This window comes from Bacillus sp. LNXM12-1 (genome assembly GCF_003004375.1).
Lineage (GTDB): Bacteria > Bacillota > Bacilli > Bacillales > Bacillaceae > Bacillus.
In genome coordinates, this window is record NZ_PVWX01000001.1 from 142,227 (window position 1) to 158,932 (window position 16,706).

Genomic DNA, 16,706 nt, shown 5'->3' on the forward strand with positions numbered 1-16,706 from the left:
TAATAGAATAGAAAGTATTGATATGTGAGGAGGTGCCATAGAATGAACAACAATGAAATTTACGTCAGCCTTGACATCGGTACATCCAATATAAAAGTCATCGTCGGAGAAATGGCGGATGATTCGCTTAACATTATAGGTGTTGGAAATGTCCCTTCAGAGGGGTTAAAAAAAGGATCGATTGTTGATATAGATGAGACAGTTCATTCTATTAGACAAGCATTTGAACAGGCTGAGAGAATGGTAGGATTTCCTTTACAAAAGGCGATTGTCGGAATTAACGGAAACCACATTCATATTCAGAATACGAGCGGCGTGGTCGCAGTATCTAGTGAAAACAAAGAAATACATGCTGAAGATGTGAGACGTGTCTTAGATGCAGCACAAGTAGTATCTATTCCTCAAGAACATCTCGTCGTAGACGTGATTCCGAGACAATTTATCGTCGACGGAAGAGATGAGATCACAGATCCGAAAAAAATGCTTGGTGTTCGGCTAGAGGTGGAAGGATCGTTAATTACAGGTTCTAAAACGATTCTACATAACTGGCTCCGATGTGTAGAAAGAGCTGGAATTGAAATTATGGATATTTGCTTGCAGCCAATCGCATCGGGCTCAGCAGCATTATCGAAAGATGAAAAAAATCTCGGGGTAGCTCTTGTCGATATTGGCGGCGGATCTACAACGATTTCCGTATTTGAAAACGGGCATCTCTATTCTACTCACAGTATCCCTTTGGGCGGAGAGAACATTACAAAAGATTTGTCTATAGGACTTAGAACTTCCACTGAAGAAGCTGAACGAATCAAAAAACAATTTGGGCATGCGTTTTATGATGAGGCATCGACTGAGGAGACATTTGAAGTTTCTGTGATCGGTACCGATCAAAAACAAACGTATACACAACTTGATGCGGCTAACATTATTGAAGCGCGGCTGGAGGAAATCCTGCTCTTTGTGGCAGAGGAATTAAGAAATATGGGTGTCCATGATTTGCCTGGTGGATTCGTTCTAACAGGTGGACAGGCAGCCATACCAGGTATCCTTTCTCTTGCACAAACGGTCTTGCAAAACAATGTCAGGATTGCAAGTCCTAATTATATCGGGGTGAGAGAGCCTCAATATATGACAGGAGTGGGTCTGATCCACTTTGCTTATCGCAATGCAAAGATTCAGGGCAGACAGGTTGGATTCCAAATGCCAGATGAGGCGTTTCATGAAGTAGGCGCATCCATGGAGCCGGTTTCTTCTGCACCACAAGTGAAAGAAGCGCAGCCAAGACCGAAAGTAAAACAAAAAGCACAACAAGAGACAAATAAAAAACCGGGCAAAATGAAAAAACTATTTAATATGTTCTGGGAATAGAATTAGATTTTCGACGGATTAGGAGGATTCAGCATGTTGGAGTTTGAAACAAATATAGACGGCCTAGCATCAATTAAAGTAATCGGAGTAGGTGGCGGCGGGAATAACGCTGTCAACCGAATGATCGAAAATGACGTACAAGGTGTCGATTTTATTGCAGTCAATACAGATGCACAGGCGTTAAATCTATCAAAAGCAGAAACTAAAATGCAAATCGGTGCTAAGCTGACAAGAGGGCTTGGAGCAGGTGCGAATCCTGAGGTCGGTAAGAAGGCTGCTGAGGAAAGCAAAGAGCAGATTGAAGAAGTACTAAAAGGTGCAGACATGGTCTTCGTTACAGCTGGTATGGGCGGTGGAACTGGTACGGGTGCTGCACCTGTCATTGCAAAAATCGCAAAAGATTCTGGTGCATTGACAGTTGGAGTCGTGACTCGTCCTTTCACATTTGAAGGAAGAAAGCGTCAGCTTCAAGCAGTTGAAGGAATTGCTTCTATGAAAGAAGCAGTGGACACATTAATCGTGATTCCAAACGATCGCTTGCTTGAAATTGTTGATAAAAACACGCCAATGCTGGAAGCATTCCGCGCGGCAGATAACGTGCTTAGACAAGGTGTTCAAGGGATTTCCGATTTAATTGCAACACCAGGTCTGATTAACCTTGACTTTGCTGACGTGAAAACAATCATGTCCAATAAAGGTTCGGCTCTTATGGGTATTGGTGTCGCAACAGGTGAAAACCGTGCTGCTGAAGCAGCGAAGAAAGCCATTTCTTCACCACTTCTAGAAACAGCGATCGATGGTGCTCAAGGCGTCATCATGAACATTACGGGTGGCACAAACCTAAGTCTTTATGAAGTGCAAGAAGCAGCGGATATTGTGGCTTCTGCATCTGACGAAGATGTAAACATGATTTTCGGGTCTGTCATCAATGATAACTTGAAGGATGAAATTGTGGTGACTGTGATCGCAACTGGATTTATTGAGCAAGAGCCAGAAGTGACAAAACCACAAAGAAATCCACTAGGACAAGGATTAAAGCAAAATCAATCCATTCCTCAAAAACGTGAAGTAAAACGTGAGGAACATCAGCAGCCATCATCTCAGCCGAGACAAAATACACAATCAAGTGATGATACGCTGGACATTCCAACGTTCTTACGCAACCGCAATAAACGCTAATCGAGTATAGCTTAACCCCTTCCATTGGAAGGGGTTTTTTCATGTCTCAACGTATAAGGGGACTCTAATCAAAAAGTCTTAAATGTGTGAGAGCCACTTCATCTTTCATATGTAATTTGACTTAAGGTGCTTAAGAAAAAAGAATCATTTTTAATCCCTCTTACAAAAAACGACAAGATGATGACCTTTATTTGACTACATTAAAAAGAACACCATGAATCTTGTCATGAACAAAAGAAGGAAAGGAGTGAGACATATACTCTGTTTGGCCATTTGAGGAGGAGGGATTTGATTGAAATTGAAGTTTCGCAAAACCGCCGGCTATCGTTTGATGAGTCTTTTGGTGATAGGTACTTTAACGATGACAAGCTTTGGGATGGTTCAAGCAAAATCGACTTCTACCTCATATCAGGAGGAAGCTGTTTCCTCTAAGACAACAAAAGCAAAGATCTCATCTAGATTAATGAAACAGTTTCAACAGGATGACAAGGTGACCTTTTTAATCAAAATGAAGGAGCAAACAAATACGCAAAAAGTGGCGAAGGAAGCTGTGTCCAGAGCCAAAAAACAGAAATTAACAGCGGCTAAAACGCAGTACACAAAAAGATCAGCCGTCGTATCAGAATTAAGAGCAACGTCTGAGGAGACGCAGCAAGCGCTGCTTACGTATTTACAAAAGGAACAAAAGAAAAAGCAAGTGAAGGAGATTCATTCGTACTATATTGTGAATGGTCTAGCGGTGACGGGAACGAAAGAAGTCATGGAAAAGGTGGCTTCCTTCCCAGAAGTAGATCAAGTGCTGCCGAATGAAACCCGTCAAATTCATCGCCCCGTTGATTTGAAGACGTCTAAGCAGAAAAAACAAATGAAAGCAGTAGATGGAGTCGAGTGGAACATTTCTCAGATTCATGCTCCAGAAGCGTGGGCTTTAGGCTATGACGGTACTGGTACTGTTGTGGCAAGTATTGATACAGGAGTGGAATGGGATCATCCTGCTTTAAAGGAAAAATACCGCGGATTTGATCCAGCACACCCGAATGATCCATCTCATGAATTCAATTGGTACGATGCTACAACAGGATCTGAAGCGCCATACGACGATTTAGAGCATGGTACACATGTGACGGGAACGATGGTTGGCTCTGAGCCAGATGGAAAGAATCAAATCGGAGTCGCACCAGGCGCAAAATGGATTGCGGTGAAAGCTTTCTCAGAAGATGGTGGTTCAGATGCTGATCTGCTTGACGCAGGAGAGTGGATTTTAGCACCAAAAGATGAGGACGGAAACCCACATCCAGAAAAGGCACCAGATGTCGTCAATAATTCTTGGGGCGGTGGGCCTGGTCTTGATGATTGGTATAAAGATGTGGTCAATGCTTGGAGAGCGGCGGACATCTTCCCAGAGTTTTCAGCTGGCAATACCGATTTATTTAACCCTGGTGGTGAGGGATCAATTGCAAATCCTGCGAACTATCAGGAGGCCTTTGCAACGGGTGCAACGGATCAAGACAACAAATTGGGGTCTTTCTCGCTGCAAGGTCCGTCTCCATATGGCGTCATGAAACCAGATATTGCGGCCCCAGGGGTAAACATTCGTTCATCCATTCCAGGGAAAGGGTATGAAGATGGCTGGAATGGGACGTCGATGGCTGGTCCGCATGTTTCAGCTGTTGTGGCTCTTCTTCGCCAAGTACAGTCAGATCTTTCTGTTGAAGAGATTGAACAAATTCTCATTGATACAGCGAAGCCGTTGACTGATCAGCAATTCCCGGAATCCCCTAACAATGGCTATGGGGCAGGTTTAGTTGATGCAAAAGAGGCGATTACGGCATTAACAGATGGAATTGGCACGATTGAAGGACAGGTGACAAACGAAGATGTTAATTCAGGTGATATGAAAATAACAGATCAAGCCCTGCCTCAAAAAGAAAAGGCTGTACATCCACATAAGAAGCCTGCAAAAACAAAAGAATTGAAAAAGGAAAAAAATCTTGATGCTCCGTCCTTCAAAGCTCTTCCTATGAAAGCGGAAATTAGTGTTCTTGAAAGCGGAAAATCAACGTACACAGATGAAGCGACAGGGAGATATCAGCTTACTCACAGTGCAGGGGAATTCACAGTGAAAGCGGAAGCTTACGGGTTTGAATCACGCAAACAAACAGTCAATATTTCTTCAAATGAAACGGCTGAGGCAAATTTCGCCTTACAGCCACTTAAGAAACGAACGATATCCGGTACAATTGTCAATGAAGCAACGGGTGAAAAAGTAAAGGATGCCACGGTTTATCTTGTAGAGGATGCGAAAATTAAGCCGGTGAAAACAGATGAAGCTGGCGAATTTTCTCTAGAGGCATTGAGCGGTGTCTATACCGTCAAAGTATTTGCGAAAGGGTTTAAAGGTTATTCTTTTACAGCAGATGTGACAGAAAAGCCGGTTGAAAAATCCATTCAGCTGGAGCCATTCATCGGCTTTGCTGGTGAAATTGGCTACGATGACGGAACAGCTGAAAATGCGCGAGCCTTCTATGATCCTGGCAATGGCTGGGCTGTGAAGTTTTCATTAGAAAAGGGGAAGAAACAAGCGCAACTCACAGGGGGGCTTTTCCGTTTCTGGTCATCAGAGTGGCCAGCTCCTGGCGGGAATGAATTTGCGGTTGAGGTGTATGATGCTTCTGGGAAGAATGGAGCTCCAGGGGAGAAAATTGCAGGACCTCTAAAAGCGAATGCGCTGCGTAATGGTGAATGGACAAAAGTAGATTTAGAAGATCAAGCCATTACGGTGGATGGAGATTTCTATCTTGTCTATATTCAAACGAAAAAGAATACGGAGTCTCCAGGACTTGCAACGGACGAAGATGGTCCAAATGCTGAAAGAAGCTGGCAGCTGACAAGCGGTGCTTTTTCTCCTTCTCCAAAAGAAGAAGGGAATTATATGATTCGGGCGCTTGTTGACTATGAAGCAGATGTGCCAGAGATTATATCTCCGAAGGCGGGAACCATTTCGAACAAAGGTGAACTGGAGATTGAAGGCAAAGCCTCCCCTGGGCTTGATGTAGCGATTTATCAAAACGATGAAGAGATTGCCAAAGTGAAAGCAGATCAGTCAGGCGCTTTCAAAGAAAAGGTCACAGTTTCAAGTGGAGAGCATGTATTCACAGCTGCGACTGTTACGGATAAAGGCGCAACGAAACGATCAAAACCAGTAAAGGTCATCATTGATCAAACAGCTCCAGCACTCACCATAGATACACCTAAAAAAGGGGGAAAGTCTAATAAAGAATCACTCACTGTAGAAGGAAAGGTCACAGATGATCATCTTGATCAAGTCACTGTAAATGGAAAAAAGGCAACCGTAAAAGATGGAAAATATTCCGCAAGAATACTGCTTGAGAACGGGAAAAATACAATAAAAGTAACAGCGAAAGATGCAGCAGGAAACAAAACGACTAAAAAAGTCAATATCGATGTCCAATACGAGGCACCTGAAATTTCTAAGCTGACTCCAGCAGAGAATGTCCATCTATCATCAGGAGAGTCTGTTAAAATTTCATTTAACAGCAGGGAAAAGCTAGACGCAACGTTTGTTATTCACATGCCGCTGACAAACGCGAGATCAAAGCTTCAAAATACAACAGAGCTGCCGCTTCGCGAAGTATCTAGCGGAACATATGAAGGCTACTGGACAGCTACTTCTACCGCCAAAGCAAAAGGTGCGGTCATTGAAGTAATTGTGCGAGATGATTATGGAAATGTCACAAGACAAAAGGCTTCAGGCACATTAAACATCAATGAAAAGTAACTTAAACAAAAGACACGATTTCCAGGAGCGTGTCTTTTTTTTTCGAGCAATTGTTTGAAAGCTTGTCCAGAAGAACACTCTCTTGCTTCGCGCTCTCATTCCTCGACAAAAACAATAACAATCCACCAAAAGTTCTCTATCATCCCCAACAAGAATTGACAGACTTCCATCTCTTGACTGTTTTATACTGGTACAAACAAGTGCAAGTACTGCTTTTGATTCTTTGTTTCAGATGAAAGGAGCAGAAGGTGGTCATTTATTTAGATGTGATCTGGCTGTTAAACTTTTGTTTTGATCTATTGCTTCTCTTACTCACTGCATTTATTCTCAAACGACAAGTAAAAAAAAGGCGATATATGTTAGGAGCTCTCATTGGATCGAGCATTGTTCTCTTGCTCTTTACACCATTTGCAATGGTTGTGTCACACCCTTTAGGCAAACTATTTTTTTCTGTCTTCATCGTTCTTGCAACCTTTGGTTTTCAAAGATTTCGTTCCTTTTTTCAAAATCTGTTTGCTTTTTACTTTGTAACATTTTTGATGGGAGGAGGCATGATCGGGGTTCATTCGTTTTTGCAAACCAACACAGTGATCCAAGATGGCCTGCTCATTTCACAAAATGATGGCTTTGGTGATCCCATTAGCTGGCTTTTTGTTTTAACCGGCTTTCCTGCGATATGGCTGTTTTCAAAGAAAAGATTAGGAGAGGTTGGTGCGAAAAAAAGACAATATGATGAACAAGTGCTTGTAGAGATACACATTCACGGGGAGACCATCCGCTTAAATGGACTCGTCGATTCTGGCAATCAGCTGTATGATCCTATGACAAAAACACCTGTCATGATCGTCCAGGCCGATCAGCTAACGGCCATTTGCGGAGAGCCATTTATAGAGCTCATGAAACAGTCTCATCCTGTTGAAGTGATGCAAAAGATCGATGATCAATTTCCCCTTCTTGATCGATTAAGACTTGTTCCATATCGAGCAGTCGGTCATGATCACGGTTTTCTATTATGCCTAAAACCAGATACAGTCTTCATTTATTCAAAGACGCTTATGATTCAGCCAGCCAAGTGTTTTGTAGGGTTGAGTCTGAGCGGTTTATCAGCAGATCAGGAATTTCAATCCATCATTCATCCAGATATGTTAGACGGGAAAATCATCCAGGGGGTGTCGTAGTTTTTTGTGATGTCTTTTATCTTACGAGGTCAACTTGACATTTAGAAGGGAGAAGAAGATGAAAAAATTAAAATTTAAACTCACTTACTACTGGTATAAACTCCTCATGAAGCTAGGTCTAAAGAGTGATGAAATTTATTATATTGGTGGAAGTGAAGCGCTGCCGCCTCCATTATCAAAGGATGAAGAGCAGGAACTGCTTGTCAAATTACCAAAAGGTGATCAAACCGCAAGGGCGATTCTGATCGAAAGAAATTTGCGTTTAGTCGTTTACATCGCAAGGAAATTTGAAAACACAGGTATTAATATCGAGGATTTAATTAGTATCGGAACCATTGGCCTGATCAAAGCAGTCAATACATTTAACCCTGAAAAAAAGATCAAGCTGGCAACATATGCTTCGAGATGTATTGAAAATGAGATTCTGATGTACTTGAGGCGAAATAATAAAATCCGTTCAGAAGTCTCGTTTGATGAACCGCTCAACATTGATTGGGACGGAAATGAACTGCTTTTATCAGACGTACTTGGAACAGATGATGATATTATCACGCGGGATATTGAAGCAAATGTAGATAAAAAACTGCTGAAAAAAGCGCTGGAGCAATTAAATGACCGCGAAAAGCAGATCATGGAACTGAGATTTGGCTTGGTCGGCGGTGAGGAAAAAACCCAAAAAGATGTCGCTGACATGCTTGGGATTTCCCAGTCGTATATTTCGAGGCTTGAAAAAAGAATCATTAAACGATTACAAAAAGAATTTAATAAAATGGTCTAAAAAAATTTTTTGAAAGCTCGATCCCTGTACTGCCAAAGGGATAACCATTTTTTCACATGATTCTCGTCATCGCTCGTGCATATTTTTCCATCCCAAGGAGATACTGAACTTTGTACAACAGCTCCTGTAGGGAGGGAAAAAAGTGTCCAGAAATAAAGTGGAAATCTGCGGAGTCGACACCTCCAAACTGCCTGTTCTGAAAAACGACGAGATGAGAAAATTGTTCAGACAGCTGCAAGATGAGGGTGACGATACAGCAAGAGAAAAGCTAGTCAATGGCAATTTACGGTTGGTTTTAAGTGTGATTCAGCGTTTTAACAACAGAGGCGAGTATGTCGATGATCTCTTCCAAGTAGGCTGTATCGGATTAATGAAATCAATTGATAATTTTGATTTAAGCCACAATGTCAGATTTTCAACTTATGCGGTTCCTATGATCATAGGAGAAATCCGTCGATACTTGCGTGATAACAACCCGATTCGGGTGTCTCGTTCACTAAGAGATATTGCCTATAAGGCACTTCAGGTCCGTGAGAGGCTGATTAGTGAGACAAGCAAGGAGCCAACAGCAGAAGACATTGCCAAAGTGCTGGAAGTGCCTCATGAGGAAATTGTCTTTGCCCTAGATGCGATTCAAGATCCTGTATCTTTGTTTGAACCGATCTATAATGACGGAGGAGATCCGATTTATGTGATGGATCAAATTAGTGATGAACGGAACAAAGACACACAATGGGTGGAAGAATTGGCCTTAAAAGAGGGCATGCGCAGATTGAACGACAGGGAAAAAATGATTCTTCGTAAACGCTTTTTCCAGGGCAAAACGCAAATGGAAGTCGCTGAAGAGATCGGGATTTCTCAAGCACAAGTCTCAAGGCTTGAAAAAGCAGCCATCAAACAAATGAATAAAAACATCTTTTAAAGCCGCCGCTTGATGTGCGGCTTTTTTCATTCTTGTTAGAGAACACGCCTCTAGTATTGACTCGGTTATTTTTTTCATTTAATCTGTTTTTAACAAATGTTATTTTAGATATCATTTGTTAGGGAACACTTAAGCGGAAAGAAGGGTTATTATGACATTCCATGATGAAAGAAGGCTGCTCATTAAGGTTGCGCATATGTATTATGAAGAAGGCGCCACTCAATCTAACATTGCAGAAGCTGTTGGGGTTAGCCGTTCGCTCATATCGAAATATTTGGCAAAAGCACGTGAAGCAGGAATCGTGGAAATCATTATTCATGATGAAGTCAATCAACAGTATGGATCGTTAGAAAGAAAAATAGAACGCAAATATGGGCTGCGAGAAGTCGTCTGTGTGGAAACGCTTAGCAAAGACACAACCAAAAGCCGAATCGGTGCGGCGGCGGCGGGCTTTTTATTAAAAGTGATGAAGGATGGACAAGTTATCGGCTTTTCCTCAGGGACAACGCTGCATGAAATGGCGAAAGCGCTTACGTCTGTTCAGTACTATCCATCCGTGACATTTGTTCCGCTTGTCGGAGGTGTGGGAAATGAAGACGTCGATATCCACGCCAACTATATTATTGCGAGATGCACAGAGGCACTCAAATCTAAATGTGAGTTTTTACATGTACCCGTCATGCTTGATACGAAAGAAGCGAAGGAAGTACTGATTAGACAGCCGTCGATCAAAAAAGTGATTGAACTAGGAGAATCATCAAATATCGCGGTTGTCGGAATTGGCGGTGTTCCGCAGCATTCAACGATGGTGAAATCTTATATGACAAGCGGCGAAGAGGACATCCTTCAAGCGAAGGATGTAGCAGGTGACATTTGCTATAACTTTATTGATCATCAAGGGGAAGTATATCCCCACCCATGGAACGACCGGGTGATGGGCATAAGCCCGCAAAAGCTGAAAGAAATTCCGCTGGTCATAGGTGTCGCCGGAGGCGAAGAAAAAATTGAAGCGATCCGGGCGGCATTAGCAGGTGGATTAATTCATGTATTAATTACCGATGAACGAACAGGAGATGCCTTATTAAAGTAACTACCTAATATCATTAGGTAGTCAGCGTGTAGACAAACCCTCGCATTCGGTGTCAGTCCTGCGTGCCGGTGCTCACGAATGTCAAATTCGCTCCGCTCCGATACTCGTCCTTCCTAGACTGCAAAGGTTTTCTATCACGCTGAAAAGAAGACAAAAGGCTAAAATGAAGATCATTTTAGCCCTTTGTCAACAATCTGTAACTACCTAAATATCATTAGGTAGTTTTTTTTGAGTCTAAAGACTCAAAAAGATTGAAAATTTTATCGATTTTAGCTTGACACAAAGTTGACACATCATATAAACTAAGTTCATAACAAATGATAAATAAAATAACAAATGTTACAATAAGCAGATCTTTGTTAATTTTTATAACATTTGTTAAAAGTTTCAGATTATATTTCTAGCAATCTATTGAGAAGCAAGAAAACCTGAAAGGATGATTTAGATGTCAATCTATCAACAGTTGTTAGCTCGAGAACGCAGTGGAGATCCAATCAAAGTAGGGATTATTGGAGCAGGCCAAATGGGCTTTGGACTCATTTCACAAATTTCTAAAATTCCAGGCATGATTGTCGCTGGTGTTTGTGATATTCACCTTAGTGCAGCAGAGAAGGCAGCAAATTTCTACAAGCAGCATGCGAAGCCGCATCAAATGGTTGTCACAAATGATTACAGAGAAGTGATTCAATCAGATTTCGTGGAAGTTGTAGTAGATGCAACAGGTGTCCCAGAGGTCGGAGCAAACATTTCTTTGGAAGCGCTTAATTCGAAAAAACATCTCGTTCTTTTAAATGTAGAAGTTGATATTACTATCGGTTTGGTCATGCATAAGTTATTCACAAATGCAGGGCTTGTTTACTCAGGATCAGCTGGAGACGAACCAGCAGCAACACTAGAATTATATGAATTTGCGAAAACAATGGGTCTTGAGGTGCTCGTTGCCGGGAAAGGAAAGAACAACCCATTCTTCCCAGAAGCAAATCCAGATACGTGTAAAGCAGAAGCAGATAGTAAACATATGAGTGCACATATGCTGGCTGCATTCCAGGACGGCACAAAAACAATGGCCGAAATGAACTTATTAAGTAATGCGACAGGGCTTCTGCCTGATAAAGTCGGTATGCACGGAGTCGAAGCGAATTTAGAGAATGTAGCAGATAAATTGAATCAAAAACAGCAAGGCGGCGTGCTGGATAACTTCGGAGTCGTTGAATATGTAAATGGACTTGCACCAGGCGTATTTGTCATCGTCAAGAGTGATCTTGAGCCAGTGGATGAAGAACTGCGCTACTTAAAAGTTGGAAAAGGTCCGCACTATACACTTTACCGTCCTTTCCACTTAGCGAGTCTTGAAACACCTGTCACCATCGCAAAAGCGGTCTTACAGCATGATTCATCCATCCACCCAATTGGTGTACCAGTGTCAGAAACAGTAGCTGTTGCGAAAAGAGAGATTAAAGCAGGGGAATCACTTGACGGAATTGGCGGGTACTCCGTAAGAGGTGTACTTGAAACACATCAAGACATGAAAACGAACGGCCACATTCCAATTGGCTTAATCAGCGGAAAAGTCGTAGCGAAAAAAGACATCAAATTAGGACAATTCCTGACTCATGATGATGTAGAACTTGATTCAAACACAACGGTCTGGAAGCTGCGTTCATTACAAGATCATTTATTTCAATCATAAGGACGTGAAGCTATGGAAAAATTAGCAATCGTACTTTGTATCATTCTCATTGTGCAGTATGGGTTATCTTTTATTCAAATCAAGTACTACCGCAAGAGCATGGATTCACTTATTGATGACTACAAAGGGAAGCAAGGCTATCACTTGTTTTCGGGAATGGAACGGCGCAAAGTTGGCCCTGGAGCCATAGCGCTCATCATTGTGGATGAATCTTATATCATTCAAAAATGCCATGTGCTTGGCGGTGTGTCGATCTTATCTAAATTTAAAGAAGTTCCTTCATATGAAGGAAAGCATGTTGGTGCAGTGCTAGACGAGCACCATATGATGAAGCAGACATTGAAAAAACGCAAAAAGGGGCCAGCTGTCATGCACGCACTTTCCATGGCGGCTGAACAAGCACTTGTCTCGATTTCGAAAAAAAATATAACAAATGTGAACTAAAGAAAGGGGAGATGAAACATGGAATGGATTCAATGGTTTGGAGAGCACTTTATCGGAATGTTTGAAGCCGGTGGAAAGCAATTCATGGGTCTTGTTACAGGCATCGTTCCAACGCTTGTTGTGTTACTTACTTTCACTTATGCTGTCATGAAGTTTATTGGAGAAGAGCGAGTGAATAGAGCGATCCAGTTTGCAGCGAAATATACGATTTTGCGCTACACGTTAATGCCGATCTTATCTGTTCTTATTTTGACAAACCCAATGGCTTATACGTTTGGCCGCTTCTTACCTGAAAAACAAAAACCAGCATTCTATGATTCAGCTGTTTCATTTGTTCATCCGGTGACATCACTGTTCCCGTATGCCAACGCAGGAGAACTGTTTGTCTACTTAGGGATTGCAAACGGGATTAAAGAAGCAGGATATTCAATGTCAGAACTTGCTGTTCGTTACTTCTTAGTCGGGATCGTCGTCATTTTACTTCGCGGTATTATTACTGAATGGATTACAAAATACTTAGCAGGAAAAATGAAAGCGAATTCACAATAGGGGAGGGTTAGACATGACAAACCACAAAGTATTTGTTGCAAAAGGTGCTGGCGGATGGGGAAAAGGCTTGGAGCTTGAACCGACTGGTAAAAGAAGAAAGGTTGTTTCCATTACAGGGGGAGGCATTCACCCAGTTGCACGTAAAATTGCAGAAATGACAGGGACAGAAGCATGTGACGGCTTTAAAAACTCGATACCAGAAGATGAAATGATGTGTGTTGTCATTGACTGCGGTGGAACTGCGCGAATCGGACTGTATCCAATGAAGCGCATTCCAACTGTAGACGTTTTGGCATCCTCTCCTTCTGGACCGCTTGCAAAACATATTACAGAGGATATCTTCGTATCAGGCGTAACAGAAAAGGATATTTCCTTTGCGGAAGCATCTGATGGTGAGTCGAAAGTAGAAGGTCAGGAAAACAGTGAGCCGATTGACAAGGAGAATTTCAAAGAAACCTATTCAAAACTGAAAGAGGAAAATATCGAGCGTCAGGAAAAAGGTAATTTCCTCATGAGATTCTCAAGAGGAATCGGGAAAGTCACCGGTACGTTCTATCAGGCTGGCCGTGATTCCGTTGATATGCTTTTGAAAAACATTATTCCATTCATGGCATTTGTCAGTATGTTAATTGGAATTATCAATTATACAAAAATCGGTGACTTGATTGCTCATTTTCTATCGCCACTGGCAGGATCTATATGGGGGCTCTTACTGCTCGTCGTGGTCTGTACATTGCCGTTCCTATCGCCTGTCTTAGGACCTGGAGCAGTCATTGCACAAGTCATCGGTGTTCTCATTGGTAGTCAAATTGCACTAGGGAATATCCCGCCTCAATTTGCACTCCCTGCACTATTTGCCATCAACGGTCAAGTAGGGTGTGATTTCATTCCAGTTGGTCTGTCACTTGGTGAAGCGAAGCCGGAAACGGTACAATATGGGGTACCAGCTGTTTTGTATAGCCGTCTCATTACAGGGGTTCTATCTGTTGTGATCGCATACGTTGCCAGCTTCGGTATGTATTAAACGTATTAAAGGAGGAATCGAGATACATGGTAACACAATCTGTCGTAAAAGAAATTGGGATCTTAGTCCCGCAATTTAAAGAAGATAAGCTGATTGTTTTATTTGGACCCGCAGCGCCGCAGGAATTAAGAGATATGTCCGTCATTCATGAGTTCGAACATTTAGAAGAAGAGCCGCTGAAGCTGGGCGGTACCATTCAAGTGGGCGATCAAACGTACACGATCACAGCCCTCGGCAATAAAGCAAATGACAACTTTAAAGAGCTCGGCCATATTTCGATCTACTTCCAAGAGCCGTTTGATGATGTATTACCGGGAGCTGTCTTTGCATTCCCGCACACGTTTCCTGATATAAAAGAAGGCGTACGAATTGAAATTTCGTAACGATAAAGAAAAGCTGTTCCGTAAAAGGAGCAGCTTTTTTTATGTGAGGTTTACCAGAAAGAGCAATTGCGATATGCTGTAAACATTCATTGTTTGTTTATTCAGAATTTTTACTCAGGGGGAAATGATGGTGTCACTTGAATTGAAGGATGTTTCTTTAAAACGAAATGGGAAATGGCTGCTGCAATCTGTTGACTGGCAGGTGAACAAAGAGGAGCACTGGGTGCTTTACGGTTTAAATGGTGCGGGAAAAACCGCTTTATTAAATATGCTCTGCTCATATTACTTCCCCACGTCAGGTGAGATGACCGTGCTGGGACATGTCTTTGGCAAGGAGGCGCTTGGCGAAAAGCTCAGGAAGAAAATTGGCCTCATTTCTGCGGGACTTGAAAAGAAACTGCACAGAGACGACAATGCATTTGAAATAGTTCTCAGCGGAGCATTTGCTTCGATCGGGCTTTATGAAACCCCGACAGATGAGATAAGAGAGAAAGCCATTGATCTATTAAAAGCATTTGGTTCATTCAAATATGCGAACCGGACATATGAAACACTCTCACAAGGAGAAAAGCAAAAAGTCCTGATTGCGAGGGCTTTAATGAATGATCCCAAGCTTCTGATTTTAGATGAGCCTGTGACGGGTCTTGATTTTTTAGCAAGAGAACAGGTGCTGGAGACCATCTCATTCATTGCTTCAAAGCCTGATGCGCCTACTTTACTTTATACGACCCATCATGCAGAAGAGATTTTGCCTGTTTTTCAGCACACCTTATTATTAAAAGATGGGACTGTTTTTGATCAAGGAGAAACAAAAGAGATGATGACAAGCGATTTGCTTTCTTCCTTCTTTGAATGTCCGGTAGATGTGATGTGGAGAAATGGCCGTCCTCACTTAAGTAAATTGTAGATGAAAGAAACTATTGGTCTGTATCCCTGCTTTTCCATCATACATATTATAGTAGAAAACGAAAGGCGGGGAAGGACAGATGATCAGTATTTCTGAATTCCAAATCAAGGATGTCGTCGATGTGTCGAGCGGAAAAAAACTAGGCACCATTGGGGACATTGATATTAATGTCACGAGCGGTAAAATACAAGCGATCATTATCGGCGGCACAGGTAAAATGATGGGATTTTTCGGAAAAGAAGAGGAAATGATTGTGCCGTGGCGAAATATAGTAAAAATTGGCGAAGATGTGATACTTGTCCGATTGTCTTCTTAAAATTCGTATAACTCCTCAATGAATTATTCAATGATCCTTAAAATAAGCTCTCCATTCTTAGCAAACAATGTCTTTTTCGGGTAAAAAGATTACGTTTTCATATCAATTTGAAAAAAAACCTGTAGAAAGGGCACATTTGAGTGTAATATTTAATGAATCCCACTAACTGTCTACGCATGTCTTGTGGTAAAATAGGAGCGAAATAAAGAGAGATGAATGAAAGGTGGGAGGGCAGCTTTGACACACAAATATGACCCCTTTCAGCAGAAATCACCTTATGCAATGACCATTCATGATTGGACGAACATGACATGTTCTGGTAAAGAGGTATTGGCCGGATTTACGACAAAAAATGGCGGCTTCAGCCTTTCTCCATATCAATCATTGAACACTGGACTCCATGTAGGAGATGATGCTTCTAGTGTCCAAATGAATCGTCAAGTCATAGCAGATGCTACTGCTGTGCCGCTCTCTGATTGGGTGTTTGCAGACCAAACACACGATGACCGCATCAAGAAAGTCACCAAGGAGCAAAGAGGAAGAGGAAGTCTTCATTATCATGAGGCACTGCCTGGAACAGACGGCTTATATACGTCTGAACCGAACATGATGCTCGCTCTTTGTTTCGCCGATTGTGTTCCGCTTTATTTTCTAGCTCCGCAAAATGGACTCATCGGAACAGCCCATGCCGGATGGAAAGGAACCGTCAAGCAAATTGGTGCAAAGATGGTAGATCTATGGGTCAACCAAGAAGGTGCCAAGACCGATCAAATACAAGTCGTCATTGGACCATCCATTGGCAGCTGCTGCTACATAGTCGATGACGTGGTCATGGATCAAGTGAAACAGCTTCCCTTTTCAACAGAGGATGTGTATTCCGAGATTTCACAAGGACAATATAAATTAGACTTAAAAACATTAAACAAAAACGTATTGCTTCATGCAGGGATGAAAGAAGAAAACATACATGTCAGTTCGATGTGCACAAGCTGCAGTGATCAGCTTTTCTTCTCACACCGCCGTGATCAAGGGAAAACAGGACGTATGATGTCTTTTGTCGGGTTTAAGGAGGCATAAGTGCA

Annotated in this window: 15 protein-coding genes; all 15 read left to right on the forward strand. The window is 42.1% G+C overall.

What is annotated here, in order from left to right; all coding sequences use genetic code 11:
• Nucleotides 1-42: 42 nt before the first annotated feature.
• The 15 genes from ftsA (at nt 43) to pgeF (ending at nt 16,701) form a co-directional block, all read left to right on the forward strand.
• Entirely contained in the window at nt 43-1,365 is a 1,323-nt protein-coding gene (gene ftsA, locus C6Y07_RS00755) for a cell division protein FtsA (protein ID WP_034662541.1), read from the forward strand.
• Nucleotides 1,366-1,398: 33 nt separating this feature from the next.
• Nucleotides 1,399-2,544: a cell division protein FtsZ gene (gene ftsZ, locus C6Y07_RS00760; protein ID WP_024424252.1), complete on the forward strand. Its 1,146-nt coding sequence runs from the start codon at nt 1,399-1,401 to the stop codon at nt 2,542-2,544.
• 292 nt (nt 2,545-2,836) lie between these two features.
• Nucleotides 2,837-6,343: a S8 family peptidase gene (locus C6Y07_RS00765; protein WP_106156135.1), complete on the forward strand. Its 3,507-nt coding sequence runs from the start codon at nt 2,837-2,839 to the stop codon at nt 6,341-6,343.
• Between the two features lie 248 nt (nt 6,344-6,591).
• On the forward strand, nt 6,592-7,521 hold the full coding sequence (spoIIGA, locus tag C6Y07_RS00770) for a sigma-E processing peptidase SpoIIGA (protein ID WP_060596194.1): 930 nt from the start codon (nt 6,592-6,594) through the stop codon (nt 7,519-7,521).
• A 58-nt stretch (nt 7,522-7,579) separates the two neighbouring features.
• Entirely contained in the window at nt 7,580-8,299 is a 720-nt protein-coding gene (gene sigE, locus C6Y07_RS00775; RefSeq protein WP_007499746.1) for an RNA polymerase sporulation sigma factor SigE, read from the forward strand.
• A gap of 142 nt (nt 8,300-8,441) precedes the next feature.
• Complete coding sequence (gene sigG / locus C6Y07_RS00780) at nt 8,442-9,221, forward strand: RNA polymerase sporulation sigma factor SigG (RefSeq protein ID WP_003211879.1); 780 nt, start codon at nt 8,442-8,444, stop codon at nt 9,219-9,221.
• Between the two features lie 151 nt (nt 9,222-9,372).
• On the forward strand, nt 9,373-10,311 hold the full coding sequence (locus C6Y07_RS00785) for a sugar-binding transcriptional regulator (protein WP_060596195.1): 939 nt from the start codon (nt 9,373-9,375) through the stop codon (nt 10,309-10,311).
• A 445-nt stretch (nt 10,312-10,756) separates the two neighbouring features.
• Complete coding sequence (locus C6Y07_RS00790; protein WP_034662533.1) at nt 10,757-12,001, forward strand: NAD(P)H-dependent oxidoreductase; 1,245 nt, start codon at nt 10,757-10,759, stop codon at nt 11,999-12,001.
• 12 nt (nt 12,002-12,013) lie between these two features.
• A complete protein-coding gene (locus C6Y07_RS00795; protein WP_034662530.1) occupies nt 12,014-12,445 on the forward strand; it encodes a transcriptional regulator GutM in 432 nt (143 codons plus the stop codon).
• An 18-nt stretch (nt 12,446-12,463) separates the two neighbouring features.
• Complete coding sequence (srlA, locus tag C6Y07_RS00800; protein ID WP_003210918.1) at nt 12,464-12,994, forward strand: PTS glucitol/sorbitol transporter subunit IIC; 531 nt, start codon at nt 12,464-12,466, stop codon at nt 12,992-12,994.
• Between the two features lie 13 nt (nt 12,995-13,007).
• On the forward strand, nt 13,008-14,018 hold the full coding sequence (srlE, locus tag C6Y07_RS00805; protein WP_060596196.1) for a PTS glucitol/sorbitol transporter subunit IIB: 1,011 nt from the start codon (nt 13,008-13,010) through the stop codon (nt 14,016-14,018).
• A gap of 26 nt (nt 14,019-14,044) precedes the next feature.
• Nucleotides 14,045-14,401 (forward strand): PTS glucitol/sorbitol transporter subunit IIA, encoded by a 357-nt coding sequence (locus tag C6Y07_RS00810; RefSeq protein WP_106033186.1) that lies wholly within the window; start codon nt 14,045-14,047, stop codon nt 14,399-14,401.
• Between the two features lie 127 nt (nt 14,402-14,528).
• The gene (locus tag C6Y07_RS00815; RefSeq protein WP_106036777.1) at nt 14,529-15,308 is read left to right on the forward strand and encodes an ABC transporter ATP-binding protein; all 780 of its coding nucleotides are present in this window, start codon (nt 14,529-14,531) and stop codon (nt 15,306-15,308) included.
• 79 nt (nt 15,309-15,387) lie between these two features.
• Nucleotides 15,388-15,624 (forward strand): YlmC/YmxH family sporulation protein, encoded by a 237-nt coding sequence (locus C6Y07_RS00820; protein WP_008344958.1) that lies wholly within the window; start codon nt 15,388-15,390, stop codon nt 15,622-15,624.
• 237 nt (nt 15,625-15,861) lie between these two features.
• Complete coding sequence (gene pgeF, locus C6Y07_RS00825; RefSeq protein WP_080869533.1) at nt 15,862-16,701, forward strand: peptidoglycan editing factor PgeF; 840 nt, start codon at nt 15,862-15,864, stop codon at nt 16,699-16,701.
• Nucleotides 16,702-16,706: the final 5 nt, after the last annotated feature.

Coding starts and splice junctions, on each gene's coding strand:
- C6Y07_RS00820 (WP_008344958.1), top strand. CDS start 15,388: ATGATCAGTATTTCTGAATTCCAAATCAAGGATGTCGTCGATGTGTCG.
- C6Y07_RS00795 (WP_034662530.1), top strand. CDS start 12,014: ATGGAAAAATTAGCAATCGTACTTTGTATCATTCTCATTGTGCAGTAT.
- srlE (WP_060596196.1), top strand. CDS start 13,008: ATGACAAACCACAAAGTATTTGTTGCAAAAGGTGCTGGCGGATGGGGA.
- C6Y07_RS00815 (WP_106036777.1), top strand. CDS start 14,529: ATGGTGTCACTTGAATTGAAGGATGTTTCTTTAAAACGAAATGGGAAA.
- ftsZ (WP_024424252.1), top strand. CDS start 1,399: ATGTTGGAGTTTGAAACAAATATAGACGGCCTAGCATCAATTAAAGTA.
- ftsA (WP_034662541.1), top strand. CDS start 43: ATGAACAACAATGAAATTTACGTCAGCCTTGACATCGGTACATCCAAT.
- C6Y07_RS00790 (WP_034662533.1), top strand. CDS start 10,757: ATGTCAATCTATCAACAGTTGTTAGCTCGAGAACGCAGTGGAGATCCA.
- sigE (WP_007499746.1), top strand. CDS start 7,580: ATGAAAAAATTAAAATTTAAACTCACTTACTACTGGTATAAACTCCTC.
- srlA (WP_003210918.1), top strand. CDS start 12,464: ATGGAATGGATTCAATGGTTTGGAGAGCACTTTATCGGAATGTTTGAA.
- C6Y07_RS00810 (WP_106033186.1), top strand. CDS start 14,045: ATGGTAACACAATCTGTCGTAAAAGAAATTGGGATCTTAGTCCCGCAA.
- C6Y07_RS00785 (WP_060596195.1), top strand. CDS start 9,373: ATGACATTCCATGATGAAAGAAGGCTGCTCATTAAGGTTGCGCATATG.